The organism is Paraburkholderia sp. A1BS-2L (assembly GCF_051125205.1).
GTDB lineage: Bacteria > Pseudomonadota > Gammaproteobacteria > Burkholderiales > Burkholderiaceae > Paraburkholderia.
In genome coordinates this window covers 1517298-1537380 of the sequence record NZ_CP120429.1, presented here as the reverse complement: position 1 = coordinate 1537380, position 20083 = coordinate 1517298, and the positions used below count along the sequence as shown (strand labels likewise).

General features: G+C 67.4%; 17 protein-coding genes. 15 read left to right on the top strand and 2 right to left on the bottom strand.

Annotated features, from left to right (window positions below; all coding sequences use genetic code 11):
• The first annotated feature begins 218 nt into the window (after nucleotides 1–218).
• The 6 genes from P5W98_RS21700 to P5W98_RS21675 are packed head-to-tail and all read left to right on the top strand — an operon-like array spanning nucleotide 219 to nucleotide 6325.
• Nucleotides 219–3020: a monovalent cation/H+ antiporter subunit A gene (locus tag P5W98_RS21700; RefSeq protein ID WP_421026040.1), complete on the top strand. Its 2802-nt coding sequence runs from the start codon at nucleotides 219–221 to the stop codon at nucleotides 3018–3020.
• A complete protein-coding gene (locus P5W98_RS21695; protein ID WP_421026041.1) occupies nucleotides 3020–3397 on the top strand; it encodes a Na+/H+ antiporter subunit C in 378 nt (125 codons plus the stop codon). The genes P5W98_RS21700 and P5W98_RS21695 overlap by 1 nt, the downstream gene beginning before the upstream one ends.
• Nucleotides 3394–5097: a monovalent cation/H+ antiporter subunit D gene (locus P5W98_RS21690; protein ID WP_421026042.1), complete on the top strand. Its 1704-nt coding sequence runs from the start codon at nucleotides 3394–3396 to the stop codon at nucleotides 5095–5097. Before P5W98_RS21695 ends, P5W98_RS21690 begins: the two co-directional genes overlap by 4 nt.
• Nucleotides 5098–5099: 2 nt before the next feature.
• Nucleotides 5100–5594 carry a Na+/H+ antiporter subunit E gene (locus P5W98_RS21685; RefSeq protein WP_421026043.1) on the top strand — a complete coding sequence of 165 codons (495 nt, stop codon included), beginning with the start codon at nucleotides 5100–5102 and terminating at the stop codon, nucleotides 5592–5594.
• On the top strand, nucleotides 5588–5863 hold the full coding sequence (locus tag P5W98_RS21680; RefSeq protein ID WP_421026044.1) for a K+/H+ antiporter subunit F: 276 nt from the start codon (nucleotides 5588–5590) through the stop codon (nucleotides 5861–5863). The genes P5W98_RS21685 and P5W98_RS21680 overlap by 7 nt, the downstream gene beginning before the upstream one ends.
• A gap of 24 nt (nucleotides 5864–5887) precedes the next feature.
• Entirely contained in the window at nucleotides 5888–6325 is a 438-nt protein-coding gene (locus tag P5W98_RS21675) for a Na+/H+ antiporter subunit G (RefSeq protein ID WP_421026045.1), read from the top strand.
• On the opposite strand, the gene P5W98_RS21670 is transcribed toward P5W98_RS21675, so the two are convergent.
• Nucleotides 6313–7236 (bottom strand): LysR family transcriptional regulator, encoded by a 924-nt coding sequence (locus P5W98_RS21670; RefSeq protein ID WP_421026046.1) that lies wholly within the window; start codon nucleotides 7234–7236, stop codon nucleotides 6313–6315. The genes P5W98_RS21675 and P5W98_RS21670 overlap by 13 nt on opposite strands.
• Before the next feature lie 170 nt (nucleotides 7237–7406).
• Here P5W98_RS21670 and P5W98_RS21665 point away from each other — a divergent pair, with 170 nt between their 5' ends.
• The 7 genes from P5W98_RS21665 to P5W98_RS21635 all read left to right on the top strand — a co-directional run bounded on the left by P5W98_RS21665 (nucleotide 7407) and on the right by P5W98_RS21635 (nucleotide 17619).
• Nucleotides 7407–9554: a 3-hydroxyacyl-CoA dehydrogenase NAD-binding domain-containing protein gene (locus tag P5W98_RS21665; protein WP_421026047.1), complete on the top strand. Its 2148-nt coding sequence runs from the start codon at nucleotides 7407–7409 to the stop codon at nucleotides 9552–9554.
• A 41-nt stretch (nucleotides 9555–9595) separates the two neighbouring features.
• Nucleotides 9596–10804 carry an acyl-CoA dehydrogenase family protein gene (locus P5W98_RS21660; protein WP_421026048.1) on the top strand — a complete coding sequence of 403 codons (1209 nt, stop codon included), beginning with the start codon at nucleotides 9596–9598 and terminating at the stop codon, nucleotides 10802–10804.
• Between the two features lie 21 nt (nucleotides 10805–10825).
• Entirely contained in the window at nucleotides 10826–11962 is a 1137-nt protein-coding gene (locus P5W98_RS21655; protein WP_421026049.1) for an acyl-CoA dehydrogenase family protein, read from the top strand.
• 85 nt (nucleotides 11963–12047) lie between these two features.
• Nucleotides 12048–13262 carry a CaiB/BaiF CoA transferase family protein gene (locus P5W98_RS21650; RefSeq protein WP_421026050.1) on the top strand — a complete coding sequence of 405 codons (1215 nt, stop codon included), beginning with the start codon at nucleotides 12048–12050 and terminating at the stop codon, nucleotides 13260–13262.
• A gap of 43 nt (nucleotides 13263–13305) precedes the next feature.
• Complete coding sequence (locus tag P5W98_RS21645) at nucleotides 13306–13629, top strand: DUF485 domain-containing protein (RefSeq protein WP_421026051.1); 324 nt, start codon at nucleotides 13306–13308, stop codon at nucleotides 13627–13629.
• Nucleotides 13626–15317: a cation acetate symporter gene (locus tag P5W98_RS21640; RefSeq protein WP_421026052.1), complete on the top strand. Its 1692-nt coding sequence runs from the start codon at nucleotides 13626–13628 to the stop codon at nucleotides 15315–15317. The genes P5W98_RS21645 and P5W98_RS21640 overlap by 4 nt, the downstream gene beginning before the upstream one ends.
• Before the next feature lie 247 nt (nucleotides 15318–15564).
• Nucleotides 15565–17619 carry a VTT domain-containing protein gene (locus P5W98_RS21635; protein WP_421026053.1) on the top strand — a complete coding sequence of 685 codons (2055 nt, stop codon included), beginning with the start codon at nucleotides 15565–15567 and terminating at the stop codon, nucleotides 17617–17619.
• Nucleotides 17620–17662: 43 nt separating this feature from the next.
• On the opposite strand, the gene P5W98_RS21630 is transcribed toward P5W98_RS21635, so the two are convergent.
• Complete coding sequence (locus P5W98_RS21630) at nucleotides 17663–17932, bottom strand: hypothetical protein (RefSeq protein ID WP_421026054.1); 270 nt, start codon at nucleotides 17930–17932, stop codon at nucleotides 17663–17665.
• Between the two features lie 218 nt (nucleotides 17933–18150).
• Here P5W98_RS21630 and P5W98_RS21625 point away from each other — a divergent pair, with 218 nt between their 5' ends.
• Together P5W98_RS21625 and P5W98_RS21620 are read left to right on the top strand one after the other, a co-directional pair.
• Nucleotides 18151–19230, top strand: a complete 1080-nt coding sequence (locus P5W98_RS21625) for a Dyp-type peroxidase (RefSeq protein WP_421026055.1) — start codon at nucleotides 18151–18153, stop codon at nucleotides 19228–19230.
• Entirely contained in the window at nucleotides 19223–20023 is an 801-nt protein-coding gene (locus P5W98_RS21620) for a family 1 encapsulin nanocompartment shell protein (protein WP_421026056.1), read from the top strand. Before P5W98_RS21625 ends, P5W98_RS21620 begins: the two co-directional genes overlap by 8 nt.
• Nucleotides 20024–20083 lie beyond the last annotated feature (60 nt).

The window sequence follows — 20083 nt, the reverse complement described above, 5'->3', positions numbered from 1 at the left end:
GCCACTGGCGCACGGTCCAGCGGCGCACGCTTCCCTGTCATGATGTGACGCGCCGCGTACATCGATGCCATCCACATCAACTCCGGCCCCGTTTGCGGCTATGATCGTGATCTGCGGCCCACAGGCGCGCCTCGCGCGCGCCTGCCCAGCCTTACCCGCGCCACGCGGGCAGTCCACGTCCTCAACCCGCACGCAGCGAATTTCCCGGAGGAAGCCGGATGGCATTGGAGTGGCTCGTCGTACTTCCGTTCGTGGGGGCGGCGCTCGTCGCATTCGCGGCCCGGCACGCCCGCGCGCTCGCCACGTGGATCGCGTTCGCGACCGCGCTGCTCGGCCTCGGACTGGTCCTCAGCGAGCGCGTGGGCATGCCCACTTACGGCGTCCTGCAGTGGCGCCGCGAGTGGGTGCCCGAGATCGGCCTCGCGCTTTCGCTGCGCCTCGACGGCCTCTCGTTCATGTTCGCGCTGCTGGTGCTCGCGATCGGCCTGCTCGTGTTCATCTACGCGCGCTATTACCTGGCCGGCAGCGACACGCTCCCGCGCCTCTACCTGCTGCTCCTGCTCTTCATGGGCGCGATGCTCGGCGTGGTCCTCTCGAACAATTTGCTGCTGCTCGTGATCTTCTGGGAACTCACGAGCCTCGTCTCGTTCCTGCTGATCGGCTTCTGGCCATCGCGGCCCGATGCACGGCGCGGCGCGCGCATGGCGCTCACCATCACGGGCGCGGGCGGGCTCGCGCTGCTCGCGGCGGTGCTCCTGCTCGGCCACGTATGCGGTAGTTTCGAACTCAACGACGTGCTCGCGCAAAAGGACACGATCCAGCACGACCCGCTCTTTCCGGCCATTTTGCTGCTCACGCTGTTCGCGGCGTTCACGAAATCCGCGCAGTTCCCATTCCAGTTCTGGCTGCCGCACGCGATGTCGGCGCCCACGCCGGTCTCCGCGTATCTGCACTCGGCGACGATGGTGAAGGCCGGCATCTTCCTGCTCGCGCGCCTCTACCCGGTGTTCGAGGGCACCGCCTGGTGGGCCTATTCGGCCACGCTCGCCGGGCTCGTCACGCTGGTGGGCGGCGCGTCGATGGCGCTGTTCCAGCGCGACATCAAGGGGCTGCTCGCCTACTCGACCATCAGCCATCTCGGCCTGATCGTGCTGCTGTTCGGCCTCGATACGCAGCTTTCCACCGTGGCCGCGCTCTTTCACACCGTCAACCATGCGGTGTTCAAGGCCTCGCTTTTCATGGCCGCCGGCATCATCGACCATGAAACCGGCACGCGCGATCTGGGCCGCCTGCGCGGGCTCGCGAAGTACATGCCGCACACCGCCGTGCTCGCGGGCGTAGCCTCGCTCGCGATGGCGGGCGTGCCGCTCCTGAACGGCTTTCTCTCGAAGGAAATGTTCTTCGGCGAGACGCTCGCGCAAGGCATGTTCGGGCCATTCAACTGGGCGATTCCCGTGATCGCGATCGTGGCCGCCGCGCTCTCGGTGGCATACTCGCTGCGCTTCGTCTGGGGCGTGTTCTTCGACGGCGCGGCGCCGCGCGACCTGCCGCATTACCCGCCGCACGAGCCGCCGCGCTTCATGAAGTTGCCGGTCGAGATTCTCGTGGTGGTCTGTTTGCTGATCGGCCTGTTTCCGCAGCGGATCATCGGCAGGATGCTGGAATCGGCGGCGTGGTTCACGCTCGGCGGCAAGCTGCCCGCGTACAGCCTGAGCCTGTGGCACGGCGTGAACACGCCGTTGGTCATGAGCGTGGTGTCGTTCGCGGCGGGCGCGCTGCTGTTCGTGCTGCGCCGCGACGCGTTCCGTCATCATCGATCGATGCTCTCGGACATGAACGCGAGCGAAGGCTTCGACCGCCTCATCCAGCGCCTGGAAAAAGGCGCGGGCGTGGTGGTGCGCGTGTTCGAGACGCGCTCGCTGCCCGACTATCTCGCGTGGATGATCGCGGCGATGATCATCGTGCCCGGCACCGCGTTCGTCGCGCTGGGCGCGTGGGGCGGCGACTTCGTGCGCCTGCCCGTCGACACGATCACGCTGTGGGGCCTCGTGCTGATGGCGCTGCTCGCCGTGGGCGTCGTGATGGTGCGCACGCACACGCTCTACGCGCTCGTGATGCTGAGCACCTGCGGGCTGCTGGTGACGCTCGCGTTCGCGCGCTTTTCCGCGCCCGATCTCGCGCTCACGCAGGTCTCCGTGGAGGTGGTGACGGTGCTGCTGCTGGTACTGGCCATCTACTTCCTGCCCAACCTGCAAACCGCCATCGAGCCGATTCCCGCGCGCATGCGCAACGGCGCGCTCGCACTCGCGGGCGGCGCGCTGCTAGGCAGCGTCGCGTACCAGGTCATGACGCGTCCGCCCGCGCAAGGCATCGCGCCATACTTCCTCGCCAACGCGCTGCCCGGCAGCGGCGGCCACAACGTCGTGAACGTGATCCTCGTGGACTTCCGCGGTTTCGACACCATGGTCGAGGTCAGCGTGCTCGTGGTCGCCGGCCTCGCCGTGAAGGCGCTCTTGCGCGGCCTGCGCCTGAAGGCGCCCGACACTGGGCCGGGCGGTCTGCCGTGGTCGTCGCAGTCGCATCCGCTGCTGCTCGCGATTCTCGCGCGCCTCATGCTGCCGCTCACCGCGCTGGTGGCCGTGTTCGTGTTCCTGCGCGGCCACAATCTGCCCGGCGGCGGCTTCATAGCCTCGCTCATTCTTTCGGTCGCACTGCTGCTCCAATACGTAGCGAGCGGCGTGCTATGGACCGAATCGCGCATCCGCATCAACTACCGCGCGCTCGCGGGTCTCGGCATTCTAGTTGCGGCCGCAACTGGTCTGGGCAGCCTCGTCTTCGGCTATCCATTCCTCACCAGCGCGTTTGGACATCTGCATCTGCCGCTCGTCGGCGAAATCGAGCTGAGCACGGCCATGCTGTTCGATCTCGGCGTACTGGGCGCGGTGGTGGGCACGACGCTCACGATCGTTTCGCACCTGGGCGTGCGCGACAAGGACCTGCAGTCCGTGGAGAAAAGCTGATGGAAGCCGCCTTCGCTGCCGCAATCGGCGTGCTCTGCGCGTGCGGCATCTACCTGTTGCTGTGCGCGCGCGTGCTGCCCGTGATCCTCGGCATCACGCTGTTCTCGTATGCGATCAACCTGTTCCTGCTCGGCATGGGGCGGCTCGCCACGGGCCAGCCGCCCGTGATCGCCGGCGCGGCAGATAGCGCGGCCCGCTACGCGGACCCGGTGCCGCAAGCGCTCGTGCTCACGGCCATCGTGATCGGCTTCGCCATGACGGCGTTTACCGTGGTGCTCGCGCTGCGCTCGCTGGCGCTCACCGGCAGCGATCACGTGGACGGGGAAGGTGGCGAGGCCAATCCGCAGGGCAACGACGGGGAGACGCGCGGCGCATGAACCACGCCCTTCTGCTCCCTATCCTGATCCCGCTGTTCGCGGCGGGCGCCATCGTCGCGCTGCCGCTTCGCGCCAAGCGCTTGCAGCGCGCGCTCAATGCGGCCGCAACCGTGGCGCTGCTGCCCGTCGCAGGCGTGCTGGCCGCGCGCGCGGCGCAAGGCGGGATCGCGAGCTATGCGCTCGGCGCATGGCCCGCGCCATTCGGCATCGTGCTCCAGCTCGACCGCCTTGCCGCGCTCATGCTGCTCCTGACCGCCGTGCTGGCGTGCTGCTGCCTGCTGGGCACGTCGAGCGCCGACGCACGGCGCGGCCGCTATTTCCGCGCACTGTTCCAGTTCGAGCTGATGGGCCTGAACGGCGCGTTCCTCGCGGGCGACATGTTCAACCTGTTCGTGTTCTTCGAACTGCTGCTGATCGCCTCGTATGCGCTGCTGCTGCATGGCGGCGGCACGCGGCGCGTGCGCAACGGGCTGCACTACCTGATCATGAACCTCGTGGGCTCGTCGTTCTTCCTGATCGCGCTGGGCGTGCTGTACGGCATCACCGGAACGCTCAACATGGCCGACATGGGCGAGCGCCTCGCGCACCTGAACGCCGGATCGCTGCCGCTCGCGCAGTTCGCCGGCGCGACCCTCATGCTCGTGTTCGGCCTGAAGGCCGCGGTGTTTCCGATGTCGTTCTGGCTGCCCCAGGCGTACCGCAGCGCGATTGGCCCGGTGGCGGCGCTGTTCGCGATCATGACCAAGGTGGGCATCTACGCGATGCTGCGCTGCGACGCACTGGTGTTCGGCGGCGGCAGCGGCAACGGTGGCGTGCTCGATGCGTTCATGCACGACTGGGTATGGTGGCTCGCCATTGCGACCATCGCGTTCGGCGCGCTGGGCGCGCTCGCCGTGTCGAGCCTGAAAACCACCACGGGCTACCTCGTGCTGGTTTCGGTCGGACTCCTGATTGCAGCCGTCACGCAGCAAACGCCGCTGGCGTGGAGTGCGCTGCTCTACTACCTGATCAGCACGACGCTGTGCACGGGCGCGCTGTTCCTGCTCGCCGATACGCTGGAGCCCGAGTCCGCCATGGCGTCCCACCCGGCGCACGCAGCGAACGCCACAGAAGGCACGAACAGCGTCGAACCTGGCTCGCTCGAAGCGCTCGACGACGCGGCAGCAGCGGCCATCTCGCCCGAGCCGGACCGCGAAGCACCCGCTACGGCAAAGGCGAGCGCGCCGCAACGCATCGAACAGGCGCGCGCCCCGTGGCCCTCGAACGCCGCCGCCCTGCTCTATCTCGCCGCTGCAGTGGGCGCAGCGGGCCTGCCGCCGCTCTCCGGCTTCCTCGGCAAGGCCATGGTCCTCGCGGCCACGCCCACGCACGAGGCGGCCGTGCTATGGCCCGCCGTGCTGGCCTCGAGCCTGCTGCTGATCGTCGCGCTGAGCCGCACCGGCACGCGCCTGCTGTGGGCCGAGCCCGCCGCGCGCGCCGCCGCCTTCGCGCCCGCTTGCGCCCCCAGAGGCAGCGCGGCCAAGCTCGCGGCCTGCGCGCTGCTGCTCGCCTGCGTGGCGGCGGCCACGCTCGGCGCGGGGCCGCTGCGGCAGTATCTCGACGCCACCGCCGCACAACTGTTCGACCGCGACGCCTACGTGCGCGCGATCCTGAGCACGCCCGCACCTGCGCCGGCGCCCACCCAGACCAACGGGAGCTGACGATGCTAAAAAGGCTCTTTCCGCACCCGTGGCTCACCGTCGTGCTGCTCGTCTGCTGGGTGCTGCTCATGAACGATGTCTCGCCCGGCAATCTGCTGCTGGGCGCAGTGCTCGGCACCGTGATCTCGTTCTGCGTGGCCAGGGGGTTGTGGCTGCAGCCGGTGCGCTTCGGCAAGCCGTGGCTGCTCGTGCGCCTGTTCGTGCACGTGCTGATCGACATCGTCGTGGCCAACGTGGAAGTAGCGCTGCTGGTGCTCGGCCCCACCAGGCGCCTGCGGCCCGCGTTCATCGACGTGCCGCTCGACAGCACGCACGAAATCGCGCTCACCATGCTCATCAGCATCGTGTCGCTGAGCCCGGGCACGCTGTGCGCCGAACTCAGCGACGACCGCACGCGCCTCATCGTCCACGTGCTAGACCTCGACGACGAAGCGGCGCTGGTCGCGCTCATCAAGTCCCGTTATGAAGCCCCGTTAATGGAGATCTTCGCATGCTAGCCATCGTGATCCCGGTCTCGTTCGCGATCCTCGGCATCGCCTTCCTGCTCACGCTCGTGCGCCTCGTGCGCGGCCCCTCGCTGCCCGACCGCATCGTCGCGCTCGACACGCTCAATGTGAACGCGATCGCGCTGATCGTCGTGTACGGCATCACCCTGCGCTCGACGGTGTTCTTCGAAGCCGCGCTGCTCATCGCGCTGATGGGGTTTGTGGGCACTGTCGCGCTCACGAAGTATCTGCAGCGCGGCGACATCATCGAACTGAACTGACTGAACTGACGAAGAGGCCAGCCGATGCAAACCGTTGTCGAAGCAATCGTGAGCGCGTTGCTGCTGATCGGCAGCCTGTTCACGCTGATCGGCGCGATCGGGCTCGCGCGCCTGCCCGATTTTTTCATGCGCCTGCACGGGCCGACGAAGTCGACCACCCTAGGCGTGGGCGGAATCGTGCTCGCCTCCGTGATCTATTTCAGCACGCACAACAATTTCGCGAGCCTGCACGAGTTGCTGATTCCCGCGTTCCTGTTCCTCACCGCGCCCATCAGCGCGCACATGCTCGCGAAGGCCGGCATCCAGCAGCGCGTGCGAGTCACGGCGGCCACGCGCGGGCGCCCGCCCACGACCGGCGCGTGCGCGCAACGTGGCGACACGCGCGAGACGCACGAAGCGAGCGATGACGATGAAGCCGCGCAAACCTCGCGCGCGCCAGGCAAACCCGCTCACGACACCTGATCGCCAACGACAGCGCCGCGCCCGCTCTTGCGCGCCTCGGTCAACACGTAGTCGATGAAGGTCGAAGCCGCGCGCGTATGGTGGCGGTTGGGCATGTAGAGCAGGTACATATGCGTGCCGAAGATGCTCAGCCGCCACGCGTCGAGCGAGGTCACGACCAGGCCGTTGCGCAGGTCGTCGTGGACCACGTAGTCGGGCACGATGCCCACGCCCAGCCCCTCCAGAATCGACTGGCGCAGAAACAGAAAATTTTCCGAAATGATCGACGGTTCGAGCAGCACCTCGTGCCGTTCCTCGCCGAGGTAGCCCGCGAGGCGCAGTTGCCGCCCCACCACCGTCGCGGTAATGACTGGCGCACGCGCGAGGTCTTCCAGCGTTTCTGGCATGCCGTGTTCCGCGGCCCAGGGCGCCGACGCGCACGCGACATATCGCACCGCGCCCATGTCGCGCGCCACGAGATTCTGCGGTGGCTCGTGCATCACGCGCACCGCGATGTCCACTTCGTCGCGCAGCAGGTCTTCCACGCGGTTCTCGAACATCACGTCGAGCACGATGCCCGGATACAGGCGCTTGAAGCGGATCAGCCACTCGGACATCACGAGCTGCCCATAGCCGCTCGGCACCGATAAGCGCACGCGCCCCTGGAGGCTTTGCCCTAGCGTGGAAACCGACTCGTGCGCCGCGAGCAGCGCGTTCTGGATCGCGCGTCCGTGTTCGTAGAGCTTCAGGCCGATCTCGGTGGGCTCCACGCGGCGCGTGGTGCGCCGCACGAGTTGCAGGCCGATGGATTTTTCGAGGTGGTTGAGGTGGTAGCTCACATTCGCGCGGCTCATCTTGAGACGCCGCGCGGCCTCGCTCAGGTTGCCGGCGTCGAGGATCTCCACCAGCAAGGTCAATGAATTGACGTCCACGATCGACCTCATTGTCAAATAATCTTTGACAGCATGTCAATCAACCATGGGATTGTCAATTGGCGCTGGCATCCACAGAATGAAGCCCACATTGGAGAACCGCGATCCTGGCCGGCCAGCCGCCGGCCGGCCACCGATCAGGCACCCTAATTCTTCTGGAGACATCCCTCATGGCAATCGACACGGCAGCCCCCTCCTCCGCTTTTTCCCCGGTTAGTCACGAACTGCGCGGCAAGGTGCTGCTCGTCACCGTCGACAATCCGCCCGTGAATGCGCTGGGCGTGGACGTGCGGCGCGGTCTTGCCGCCGCCATCGAGCACGCCGAGGCGAATGCGGCCGTGCAGGCCGTGATGATCGTCGGCGCGGGGCGCAACTTCATCGCCGGCGCGGACATCCGCGAATTCGGCAAGCCGCCGCAAGCGCCCGCGCTGCCCGACGTGGTCAACCGCATCGAGGGCTGCCACAAGCCGGTGATCGTGGCGATTCACGGCGCGGCGCTCGGCGGCGGACTCGAAGTCGCGCTCGCCGCGCACTACCGGCTCGCGGTGGGGGGCGCGAAGCTCGGCCTGCCCGAAGTCCAGCTCGGCCTCCTGCCCGGCGCGGGCGGCACGCAGCGCGCGCCACGCCTGATCGGTGCGGAAGCCGCGCTTTCGCTGATGCTGAGCGGCCGCCACGTGGGCGCGCAGGAAGCGCTCAAGCTCGGTCTGGTCGACCGCGTGGGCGCGAGCGACGACATCCTCGCCGAAGGCCTCGCCTATGCGCAGGAACTGCTGGCGAATCACGCAAACTCGCATGCCCTTGTGCGCCGCACGCGCGACGCACAAGGGCTCGCCGACCGCGCCGCCGCGCAAGCCGCCATCGACGCCGCGCGCGCCGACACCGAGAAGAAGTCGCGCGGCCTGTTCTCGCCAATGAAGATCGTCGATTGCGTGCAGGCCGCGCTCGACGAATCGTTCGAGGAAGGTCTGCGCTTCGAGCGCAAGCAGTTCCTCGCCTGCCTCGAAAGCCCGCAGCGCGCGGGCCTCATCCATGCGTTCTTCGCCGAGCGCGAAGTACAGAAAGCGCCTGAAACGAAGCGCGCCGCGCCGCGCGCGATCGACACCGTCGGCGTGATCGGCGGCGGCACGATGGGCGCGGGCATCGCCGTGGCCGTGCTCGACGCGGGCCTGCCCGTGACGATGATCGAGCGCGACGACGCCGCGCTCGCCCGCGGCCGCGCGCATGTGGAGAAGGTCTACGACGGCCTGATCGCCAAGGGCCGCATGAAGCCCGAAGCGAAGGCGCAGATCCTCGCGCGTTTGAACGGCAGCACCGCGTACGATGCACTCGCGAATGCCGACCTCGTGATCGAGGCCGTGTTCGAAGACATCGCCGTGAAGCAGGCCGTGTTCGCCGAGCTCGACCGCGTCTGCAAGCCGGGCGCGGTGCTCGCGACCAACACCTCGTATCTCGACATCGACGCCATCGCGGCCAGCATCGGGCGTCCGCAAGACGTGGTGGGCCTGCACTTCTTCTCGCCCGCGAACATCATGAAGCTGCTCGAAGTCGTGGTGCCGAAGGCCGTCCGCCCCGATGTGGTGGCCACAGCGTTCGAGCTCGCGAAGAAGCTGCGCAAGGTGCCGGTGCGCGCGGGCGTGTGCGACGGCTTCATCGGCAACCGCATCCTCGCCGTGTACCGCACGGCCGCCGATCATCTGATGGAAGACGGCGCCTCGCCGTACCAGATCGACCGGGCCGTGCGCGAATTCGGCTTCCCGATGGGCCCGTACCAGGTGGTCGATCTCGCGGGCGGCGACATCGGCTGGGCCACGCGCAAGCGCCGCGCGGCCACGCGCGACCCGAACGCGCGCTACGTGCAGATCGCCGACCGCCTGTGCGAGCGCGGCTGGTTCGGCCAGAAAACGGGCCGTGGCTTCTACCTGTACCCCGAAGGGGCACGCGCGGGCACGCCCGATCCGGAAGTGGAAGCCATCATCGCCGCCGAGCGCGAGCGCGCCGGCATCAAGCCGCGCACGTTCAGCAACGAGGACATCATGCGCCGCTACATGGCCGCGATGATCAACGAAGGCGCGAACGTGGTGCACGAAAAGATCGCGCTGCGCCCGCTCGACGTGGACGTGACGCTGCTGTACGGCTATGGCTTTCCGCGCTATCGCGGCGGCCCGATGAAATATGCCGACACCGTGGGCCTCGCGAACGTGCTCGCCGACATCCGCGAATTCGCGAAGGAAGACCCGCTGTTCTGGCGTCCTTCGCCGCTGCTCGTCGAACTGGTCGAGCGCGGCGCGGACTTCGCGAGCCTCAATCACATCGACTGAACACGGCCTGCGCTCATGCGGGGCAGCAAGGAGCAAGACTCATGGATCTGAAATTCACCGCCGAAGAAGAAGCCTTCCGCAGCGAAGTGCTCGACTTCCTGCGCGAGCGCCTGCCGCGGCGGGTGGCCGAAAAAGTGCGCAGCGGCAAGCACCTCACGCGCGATGACATGGCCGCGTGGCACGCCACGCTCAACGAAATGGGCTGGCTCGCGAATCACTGGCCGAAGGAGTATGGCGGCCCGGGCTGGAGCGCCGTGCAGAAGTTCATCTTCGAGAACGAATGCGCGATTGCGGGTGCACCGCGCATCGTGCCGTTCGGCGTGAACATGCTAGGCCCCGTGCTCATCAAGTACGGCAACGAGGCGCAAAAACGCCACTGGCTGCCGCGCATTCTCGACGGCTCGGACTGGTGGTGCCAGGGCTATTCGGAGCCGGGCGCGGGCTCGGATCTCGCCTCGGTGCGCACGAGCGCCGTGCGCAAGACCGACGCGAGCGGCGACTACTACGTGGTGAACGGCCAGAAGACGTGGACCACGCTCGGCCATTACGCGAACATGATTTTCTGCCTCGTGCGCACCGCCACGGACGTGCGCAAGCAGGAAGGCATCAGCTTCCTGCTGATCGACATGAACACTCCCGGCATCGAGGTTCGCCCGATCATCACGCTCGACGGCGAACATGAGGTAAACGAAGTGTTCTTCACCGACGTGCGCGTGCCGGCGGAAAACCTCGTGGGCGAAGAGAACAAGGGCTGGACCTACGCAAAATACCTGCTGACCTACGAGCGCACCAACATCGCGGGCGTGGGCTTTTCGGTGGCCGCGCTCGCGCGCCTGAAGCGCGCCGCGCAACAGGTCACGCGCAACGGCAAGCCGCTCGCGCAGGACCCGCAGTTCGCGGCGCGCATGGCCAAGGTCGAGATCGACCTGGAAAACATGAAGACCACGAACCTGCGCGTGATCGCAGCCGTGGCGGGCGGCGGCGTGCCGGGCGCGGAGAGCTCGATGCTGAAGATTCGCGGCACCGAGATCCGCCAGGAGATCTCGTCGCTGCTGCGCCGCGCGATGGGCCCGTACGCAGCGCCCTTCGTCGAAGAAGCGCTGCAGGAAGGCTACGAAGGCGAGGCCATCGGCCCCGACGAAGCCGCCAGCGCCGCCGCGCTTTACTTCAACAACCGCAAGCTGTCGATCTTCGGCGGCTCCAACGAGATCCAGAAGAACATCATCTCCAAGATGATTCTCGGTCTTTAAGAAAGTAAGAGAGACCCGGTCATGAACTTCCAGCACACCGAAGACCGCCGCATGCTTGCGGACACGCTCAATCGCTTCATCGCGGAGCAATATGGTTTCGACGCGCGCGACAAGATTGCGCGCTCCAGCGAGGGTTTCAGCCCCGACATGTGGCAGCGCTTCGCCGAGCTCGGCGTGATCGGCGCACTGTTCGACGAAGCCGTTGGCGGATTCGGCGGCCAGGGCTTCGATGTGGCCGTCGTGTTCGAATCGCTCGGGCGCGGCCTCGTGGTCGAGCCGTTTCTCGATACGCTGATCGTGGGCCGCGCGCTCGCGCACGCGGGCAGCGAGGCGCAACGCGCGCGCATCGCGTCGTTCATCGACGGCTCGCAGATCGCAGCGCTTGCGCACGACGAACCGGGCTCGCATTACGAAGCTTCGCGCGTCGTCACGCGCGCCGAAAAGCACGCCGACGGCTGGGTGCTGCAAGGCGCGAAAGGCGTCGTGCAGCATGCGGAACATGCGCACGTGCTGCTCGTTTCCGCTCGCGTCGCAGGAAGCGAATTCGACGAAGCCGGCATTGCGCTCTTCCTCGTGCCGCGCGACGCGAAGGGCGTGAGCGTGCGCGGCTATGGCAAGATCGACGGCGGACGCGCGGCGGAAGTCACGCTCGATCATGTGACACTCGGCGCCGACGCGCTCGTGGGCGCGCAAGACGCGGGCTTCGCGACGCTCGAGCACGCGCGCGGCTACGGCCTGCTCGCGCTCGCTTCGGAAGCCGTGGGCGCGATGGACGTCGCGCGCGATCACACGCTCGAATACCTGCGCACGCGCAAGCAGTTCGGCGTGCCCATCGGCAGCTTCCAGGCGCTGCAGCACCGCATGGCCGACGTGCTGCTCGAAATCGAGCAGGCGCGCTCTGCCGTGATCAACGCGGCGGCCGCCATCGACGCACCGCGCGTGCCGCGCGAGCGCGCGCTTTCGGCGGCGAAGTACTCGATCGGGCGCATTGGCGCGCGCGTAGCCGAAGAAGCCATTCAACTGCACGGCGGCATCGGCATGACGTGGGAGCTGCCGCTCGCGCACTACGCCAAGCGCCTCGTGATGATCGACCATCAGCTCGGCGACGAGGATCATCATCTCGCGCGCTACATCGCGCTGGAATCCGCCGCGGCATGACCGTTGCGAGGGCCGACGGCCGCCTTCCCATGGCGGACATGCGCGGCGCGGCCTTTCATTCACAACGAACCAGGAGTGCCTGCTGATGCAGACCGACAACAAAAGCCTGCCGCTCGCAGGCGTACGCATCCTCGATCTTTCGCGCGTGCTGGCCGGACCGTGGAGCGCGATGGTGCTCGGCGACCTGGGGGCCGAGGTCATCAAGGTCGAGCATCCCGGCCGCGGCGACGACACGCGCGACTGGGGCGTGCGCGTCGGCAAGACCGAGACGGCCTACTTCAATAGCGTGAACCGCAACAAGCGTTCGATCACGCTCGATCTGCAAACGCCGGAGGGCCAGCAGATCGCGCGCGAGCTCGCGAAGACCAGCGACATCTTCATCCAGAATTTCAAGTCGGGCGGCGCGGCGAAGCTGGGCCTCGGCTATGAGGCGCTGAGCGCGGAGAACCCGCGCCTCATCTATTGCTCGATCACCGGCTACGACAGCACCGGGCCCGAGGCGAAGCGTCCCGGCTACGACCTCGTCGTGCAGGGCGAAGCGGGCCTGATGGCGCTGAATGGCGAAGCGCATCAGCCGCCGCTCAAGTTCGGCGTTGCCGCCGTCGATCTGTTCACGGGCATGTACTCGGCGCAGGCGATGCTCGCCGCACTGTACGAGCGCGAGCGCACCGGGCACGGGCGCCACATCGAAATGGCGCTGTTCGACTGCGGCCTCATGATCACCGCTTACTACGGGCTCGAAGCGCTGCTGCTGGGCGAAGACCCGCCGCGCTACGGCAATGCGCATCCGTCCATCGTGCCTTATGGCGTGTTCGACGCCGCCGATGGTCCGCTCGTCATCACCGTGGGCAACAACGCGCAGTTCGAGCGCTTCTGCCGCGAGGTGATCGAGCGCGACGACCTCGCCGACGACGCGCGCTACAAGACCAACATCCTGCGCGGGCAGAACCGCGAGACGCTCGTGCCCGAACTCACGCGCGAACTGGGCAGCCGCCCGCGCAAGCTGTTGCTCGAGCGTCTCGCCAACGCCGGCATTCCATGCGGCGAGGTGGCGGGCCTGCGCGAAGCGCTGCTCTCGCCACGCGCCATGCAGGGCGGGCTCGTCACGCAGCAGCCGCATCCGCACACGGCAAGCGGCACGACGCCGGTGCTCGCGCCGCCGTGGCGCTTCGACGGCGAACGCATGCCCGTGCGCCGCGCACCGCCGCAACTCGGCGAAGGCACGCGCGACGTGCTGGAGGAGACGCTTGGATATTCGGCGGAAAGAATCGCCGAGCTGAAGAGCAAAGGCGTGATTTGATCGAGACACTCGACATAAAAACACAAGAGACACAGGAGACACCATGACGACCCCAGCGATCGACACGATCAAGGCACACCCAGAATACCGGCAGCTCGTTGCCGTGCGCCGGCGCTTCAGCTTCACGCTCACCGCGCTCATGATCGCCCTCTACTACGGCTTCATCCTGATCGTCGCGCTCGCGCCGCACCGGCTCGCGCAGCCGCTCTATGCGGGCGCCACCATCAGCGTCGGCATTGTCGTGGGCGTGGCTATCATCGCCGGCGCCATCACGCTCACCGGCCTCTATGTGCTGCGCGCCAACCACCGCTTCGATCCCGCCATGCGCGCGCTCGTCGCGAAGTTCCAGGGCGAGGTGCAGGCATGAAGTCCCTTCGCCTTTTCTGCGCATTCGCACTCGCCACCGCCAGCAGCCTCGCTCTTGCCAATATGCCGGGCGGCGCGGCCGCGCCCATGTCCAAGCCGCAGCACAACCCCGTCGCCATCGGCATGTTTCTGCTGTTCGTGCTCGTGACGCTAGGCATCACCCAATGGGCCGCGCGCCGCACGCGCACCGCGCGCGACTTCTACACGGGCGGCGGCGGCATCAGCGGCTTGCAGAACGGTCTCGCGATTGCGGGCGACTACATGTCGGCGGCCTCGTTCCTCGGTCTCTCGGGCATGGTGTTCATGTTCGGCTTCGACGGCCTCATCTACTCGATCGGATTTCTGGTCGGCTGGCCGTTCGTGATGTTCCTGATCGCCGAGCCGCTGCGCAACCTCGGCAAGTTCACGTTCGCCGATGTCATTGCGTATCGCTTCGAGCAAGGCCCGATCCGCCTGATGACCTCGGCCAATGCGCTGATGGTCGTGATCTTTTACCTGGTTGTGCAGATGGTGGGCGCGGGCAAGCTGATCGAATTGCTGTTCGGCCTGCCGTACTGGATTGCCGAGATCGTCGTGGGCGCGCTGATGGTGATCTACGTGTTCTTCGGCGGCATGAAGGCCACCACGTGGGTGCAGCTCATCAAAGCGGGGCTGCTGCTGTGCGGCGCGACCTTCATGGCCGTGCTCGCGCTCGCGCACTTCGGCTTCAGCCCGAACGAGATGTTCCGCGAGGCCGTCAACGTGCACCCGGGCGCGCTCTCCATCATGGCACCGGGCAAGCTGATCCGCGATCCGCTCAACGCGCTCTCGCTCGGCATCGCGCTGATGTTCGGCACGGCCGGCTTTCCGCACATCCTGATGCGCTTCTTCACGGTGCCCAACGCCAAGGAAGCGCGCAAGTCGGTGTTCTACGCGACGGGGTTCATCGGCTACTTCTATTTGCTCACCTTCGTGATCGGCTTCTCGGCGATCGCGCTGCTCGCGCAGCATCCGGAGTTCTTCCGCGTCGACGCGGCAGGCCACTTCAATCTCACGACCGACCTGCTCGGCGGTTCGAACATGGTGGCCGTGAAGCTCGCCCAGGCGGTGGGCGGCAATCTCTTCTACGGCTTCATCGCGGCGGTCACGTTCGCGACAATCCTCGCCGTTGTCGCTGGCCTCACGCTCTCGGGCGCCACCACGGTCTCGCACGATCTCTACGCAAGCTGGCTTGCGCGCGGGCGCAAGAACGAGCAGCGCGAGATGCGCATCTCGCGCGTGGCGACGCTCGTGCTCAGCGCGGTGGCGATCGGCCTCGGCATCCTGTTCGAGCATGCCAACGTGGCATTTCTCGTGGGGCTCGTCGCAGCCGTTGCGGCCAGCGCCAATTTCCCGGTGCTCGTGATGTCGATCTTCTGGAGCGGCATGACCACGCGCGGCGCGGTGGCCGGCGGGGTGCTCGGGCTCGTTTCCTCGGTGCTGCTCACGGTGTTCTCGAAGTCGGTCTGGGTGGACGTGCTCCATCATGCGCATGCCCCCGTGTTCCTCGACAATCCGGCGCTGGTCTCCGTGCCGCTCGCGTTCGTCGGCATCTGGGCGGTATCCCGGCTCGACACCAGCGCACGCGCGCGCAAGGAGCGCGAGGCGTTCGCCGCGCAGGAGTTCTATGGGCAGACCGGGCTTCTGCCGATGGAGGCCGTGGAGCATTGAGGCACTGAGAAGCGACTGAGAAGCCGCGACGGAGCATCAGCGCCGCTTTGCATACCATCGCGCCCCGCAGCGTCAAGCACGCTGCGGGGCGCAGTGCTTTTGGCGAGGCAACCGGCACCCGGCCGCCCCCGCTCCACGCGCGCATTTGCGCAGCCGGTTATATTGCGCATGGGGCGCCGCGTGCAGCCCCTGCCCGTTGCCCTTTGCCGATCAACCGCCGCCCCGCCAGCACCCAGTCGCCTTTCCGATGGAGCACGCCTACGTCCAGTTGCTGCACCTGCTTGCCGCCTATCCGGGCTGGACGCTCGCGTTCGTGGCCTTCGCGGCCTTCGCCGAATCGCTCGCGCTGGTCGGCACGTTTTTCCCGGGCAGCACGGCCATGTTCATCGCGGGCGCCTTCGCCGGCACCGGCGCGCTCAATCTGGGCTGGCTGTTCGCCTGGGCCATCGCGGGCGCCGTAGCCGGCGACGCGCTGAGCTTCTGGCTCGGCCGCCGCTATCGCGGCTCGATCGCCCAAGTCTGGCCGTTCAGCCGCTACCCCGTGATCCTCGAGAAAGCGCAGGTCTACTTCCAGAGCCACGGCACGCGCAGCGTGATTCTCGCGCGCTTTGTCGCGCCGATGCGCGCCGTGGTGCCGGTCGTCGCGGGCATGGCGGAGATGTCGCCGATGCGCTTCTTCGTGATGAACGTGATCTCGGCGCTCGTCTGGGCGCCCGCGCACATCTTGCCGGGCGTGGTGTTCGGCGCATCGCTGCAACTCGCGGGCGCCGTGTCGTTCCGGCTCGTGGTCGCGCTCGCGATCATCGTATTCGCGGGCTGGCTGGTGTGGAGCATCACGCGGATTACGCTCGGCCATCTGGACGCCTGGGCCAGCGCGTCGCGCCGTGCCGTGGCGCGCTGGGCGGCGGGCCACCGGGGCCAGGCCGGGCGCCGTCTTGCGCGGGTGCTCGATCCGCGGGAGCCGGCGCTCGGCGCGTTAATCGCCGTCACGGCGCTGGTGCCACTGTGCGCGACGGTGTTCTCTTACGTGCTCAGCGATCTGCTGAACGGCGACCCGCTCGTGCAGATCGACCAGTCAGTGCGCCAGTTTCTCCAGTCGATCCATACCACCTGGGCCGACGATGTCCTCATTCACGTCGAGACGCTTGGCAGCAACTACACGCTCGCGGCGCTCGTGGCCACCATCACGCTCTGGCTCGCATTCGAGCGGCGCTGGCGCACCATCGGCTACTGGGCGCTCGCCGCAGGCGTCTCGCAGGCGCTCATCGTCGCGCTGCGCGTGGCGATCCACCACGACGTGGCCGGCGCCGCGCATGTGGGCGCCTATGTGTTCCCGAGCGACCGCGTGGCCTCGATGGTGATCGTCTACGGCTTCGCGATGTTCCTGCTCGTGCGGCGCGTGAACGTGGTGCAGGCGGCCATGGTCGCGATGTTCGGCAATGCGATCGTAGTGGCGGTGACGTTCGCGGGGCTCTATTTCGACCGCTTCCTGTTCTCCGATGCCATCGGCGGCGCGGCCTTCGCCTCGATCTGGGTGTGGATGGTCGTGCTGCTCTCGCTGTGGCGCTATCCGCAGCGGCCAGCGAATCGCAACTTCATGCCATCGGTCGTGTTCGCCGTGCTCGCGCTGGCTTTCGCACTGCAGCGCGGCGCGGCGGAGCGCGCGGAGGCGCAAGCTTCGCGTACCGAAGCGCCGCCGCAAACCATCACGCAGCTCGTGTGGACCGATTCGCTCTGGAGGACCTTCGCGTGCTACCGCATCGACATGAAAGGCGAGCGTCGGGAACCGATGACGATCCAGTGGGCCGCCAGCGCCGCCGACCTGCGCGTGGCGCTGCACGAAGCCGGCTGGAGCGAGGGCGCGCAATTCTCGCTGAGGAGCGTGCTCTCGCTGGTCGCGCCGAACGTGGACGCGCTTGCGCTGCCGCTGCTGCCGAAGCTGAACAACGGCATGCCCTCGCCGCTGGTGTTCGAGCGCGCGCATCTGCCCAATGACCCCGCACGTCCGGGCAGCCGCCGCGACGTGCTGCGCTTCTGGCCCACGGGCTATGCGCTGGCTCCGGCGCAAGCCGCGGACGGCGCCGCGCCCACGCCGATCTGGGTGGGCTCGCTCGTGCACGAGCGCTTGCGGCGCGCGTCCTGGCCGTTCAACATGCTGGTGACTTATGCCGGCAGCCACGACAGCGCCGGCCCTGAGCTGGCCGCACCCGGCCAGCCGACAAACTGGCGCGCGATCACCATGCCCGGCAGCGAGGGCTGCGAGGGCCGCTCCGTGATGCTGATCGTTTCAGGCGGGCATTGAACCCGTCCTGACTCCGCCGATGCTCGCGCGTTAGCCGCCCTGGCTAATGGCTTTCGCCCCAGCTTCCCGTCGCGTGAAAGCGATCGATGCGCTCACGCGCATCGGCATACGCCGCATCGAGCGCGGCGTCGGCGCCGACATGGTTGCGCATCAGATCGTGGAAGCGGACGCTGCGCCCTTCCACATGCGCGTCCGCGCCATGGCGGCAGATGTAGCCGCTGTAGTGAAACAGCGGCTCGGGCGAGCGCGGCCCAAATGCCGGAATCGGCAGCACCCAGATCTCGAAACCTTCATGCTCGGTGTGATCCCACATGGTCTGTCTCTCGAACGCTGTGACGATGCCTATCGTCGCACGTCAGGGCACTCGCCTGCAAACCGCCCGTTTCCGCGAGTTTGGCTACACTATGCGGGCAGCCGGCGCGCCTGCGCCACGCCCGTGCCCGGAACCGCCGCAAGCCAACCAACCACCAACCACAAACCAACCACAAGCCGCCCCCGACGCAGAACCCAGTCCAGCGACCCGCCCACACCATGACGCAGCCCAATTCAACGCCCGATCCCCAGCCTGTCTCCACCACCGTCACCCGCAACGCGATCTTCATCGTCGCGACCGTCAACGAAGACGCCGCGAGCCGCGCTACCGTGCGCGCCTGGTGCGCCGACGTCGCCAACCTCGCGCGCGCAGTCGGCAAGCGCGTGCCGGGCGGCAATCTCTCGTGCGTGGTGGGCTTTTCGTCTGATGCATGGGATCGCCTGTTCGGCGACCCGCGCCCCGCCGAGCTCCATCCGTTCCGCGAATTCGGCTCGGGCGAGCGCGTGGCCGCGGCCACGCCCGGCGACCTGCTGCTGCACATCCGCGCGGACCAGACCGACCTGTGCTTCGAGCTGGCCACGCAACTGATGAACCGCCTCGAAGGCGCGGTCACGACCGTGGACGAAGTACACGGCTTCCGCAATTTCGACATGCGCGCGATGATCGGCTTCGTCGACGGCACCGAGAACCCCACCGGCAACGAAGCCGAGCACTTCACGGTGATCGGCGCGGATGAAGACGCCGAGTTCGCGGGCGGCAGCTACGTGCTGGTGCAGAAGTACCTGCACGACATGAAAGGCTGGAATGCGCTGACCGTGGAGGCGCAGGAGCGCATCATCGGGCGCACCAAGCTCCAGGACATCGAGCTCGACGCAGACGTGAAGCCGAGTTGCTCGCATAGCTCGCTCACCACGCTCACCGACGCCAACGGCGACGAAGTCAAGATCGTGCGCGACAACATGCCGTTCGGCCGGCCGGGCTCGGGCGAATTCGGCACCTACTTCATCGGCTATGCGCGCTCGCCCGCGCCCATCGAGCAGATGCTGGAAAACATGTTCGTCGGCAAGCCGCCCGGCAATTACGACCGTCTGCTCGATTTCAGCCGCGCGGTCACGGGCAGCCTGTTCTTCGTGCCTTCGCAGCCGCTGCTCGAAGCGCTCGCCGAGCGCGAGCCGAGCCTGGCCGGCGCAGTGAGCACGAGCCTGGAAGACCAACCCTCATTCGAGCCCGCCGCCGCGGCCTGCGCGGACGGCTCGCTCGCCATTGGATCTCTCAAAGGAGCACCCCGGCATGAATAATCTCCATCGCGAGCTGGCGCCCATTTCCGCGGCCGCATGGTCGCAAATCGAAGAAGAAGTCGCGCGCACCTTCAAGCGCTCGCTCGCGGGCCGCCGCGTCGTCGACGTGAACGGCCCCGGCGGCGTGGATCTCGCCGGCGTCGGCACCGGTCACCAGAGCGGCATCGAATCGCCGCTCGAAGGCATCCGCGCGCGCCAGCGCGAGGTGAAGGCGCTGGTCGAGCTGCGCGTGCCGTTCGAACTGTCGCGCGAAGCCATCGACGATGTCGAGCGCGGCGCGCAGGATTCCGACTGGCAGCCGGCCAAGGACGCGGCCACGCGTCTCGCGTTCGCCGAAGATCGCGCGATTTTCGACGGCTACAAGGCGGCGCAGATCACGGGCATCCGCGAAGGCACCTCGAACCCGATCTTGCAGATGCCGGCCGACGTTGCCGATTATCCGGTCGTGATCGCGAGAGCGCTCGAGCAGTTGCGCCTGCAAGGCGTGGACGGCCCGTACGCGGTGCTGCTCGGCTCCGACGCCTACACGGCCGTGAGCGAGGCGAGCGATTCGGGCTACCCGATTCTCGAGCACATCCGCCGCCTCGTGAAAGGCGAGATCATCTGGGCGCCGGCGCTCGAAGGCGGCAGCATCCTCACGACGCGCGGCGGCGACTTCGCGCTGCACCTGGGCCAGGACGTTTCGATCGGCTATGCGTCGCACGACGAGAACACCGTGCGCCTCTATCTGCAGGAGAGCTTCACGTTCATGATGCTCACGTCCGAGGCTTCGGTCACGGTTGCGGGAGAGTAAGCGAACATCGGGGCGCGCCTGCATGGCGCGCGTGCAAGAAAACGCAGGGGGCGCCCGTTG

Coding starts and splice junctions, on each gene's coding strand:
- P5W98_RS21690 (WP_421026042.1), top strand. CDS start 3,394: ATGAACCACGCCCTTCTGCTCCCTATCCTGATCCCGCTGTTCGCGGCG.
- P5W98_RS21665 (WP_421026047.1), top strand. CDS start 7,407: ATGGCAATCGACACGGCAGCCCCCTCCTCCGCTTTTTCCCCGGTTAGT.
- P5W98_RS21630 (WP_421026054.1), bottom strand. CDS start 17,932: ATGTGGGATCACACCGAGCATGAAGGTTTCGAGATCTGGGTGCTGCCG.
- P5W98_RS21620 (WP_421026056.1), top strand. CDS start 19,223: ATGAATAATCTCCATCGCGAGCTGGCGCCCATTTCCGCGGCCGCATGG.
- P5W98_RS21685 (WP_421026043.1), top strand. CDS start 5,100: ATGCTAAAAAGGCTCTTTCCGCACCCGTGGCTCACCGTCGTGCTGCTC.
- P5W98_RS21655 (WP_421026049.1), top strand. CDS start 10,826: ATGAACTTCCAGCACACCGAAGACCGCCGCATGCTTGCGGACACGCTC.
- P5W98_RS21695 (WP_421026041.1), top strand. CDS start 3,020: ATGGAAGCCGCCTTCGCTGCCGCAATCGGCGTGCTCTGCGCGTGCGGC.
- P5W98_RS21625 (WP_421026055.1), top strand. CDS start 18,151: ATGACGCAGCCCAATTCAACGCCCGATCCCCAGCCTGTCTCCACCACC.
- P5W98_RS21680 (WP_421026044.1), top strand. CDS start 5,588: ATGCTAGCCATCGTGATCCCGGTCTCGTTCGCGATCCTCGGCATCGCC.
- P5W98_RS21675 (WP_421026045.1), top strand. CDS start 5,888: ATGCAAACCGTTGTCGAAGCAATCGTGAGCGCGTTGCTGCTGATCGGC.
- P5W98_RS21700 (WP_421026040.1), top strand. CDS start 219: ATGGCATTGGAGTGGCTCGTCGTACTTCCGTTCGTGGGGGCGGCGCTC.
- P5W98_RS21645 (WP_421026051.1), top strand. CDS start 13,306: ATGACGACCCCAGCGATCGACACGATCAAGGCACACCCAGAATACCGG.
- P5W98_RS21660 (WP_421026048.1), top strand. CDS start 9,596: ATGGATCTGAAATTCACCGCCGAAGAAGAAGCCTTCCGCAGCGAAGTG.
- P5W98_RS21640 (WP_421026052.1), top strand. CDS start 13,626: ATGAAGTCCCTTCGCCTTTTCTGCGCATTCGCACTCGCCACCGCCAGC.
- P5W98_RS21635 (WP_421026053.1), top strand. CDS start 15,565: ATGGAGCACGCCTACGTCCAGTTGCTGCACCTGCTTGCCGCCTATCCG.
- P5W98_RS21650 (WP_421026050.1), top strand. CDS start 12,048: ATGCAGACCGACAACAAAAGCCTGCCGCTCGCAGGCGTACGCATCCTC.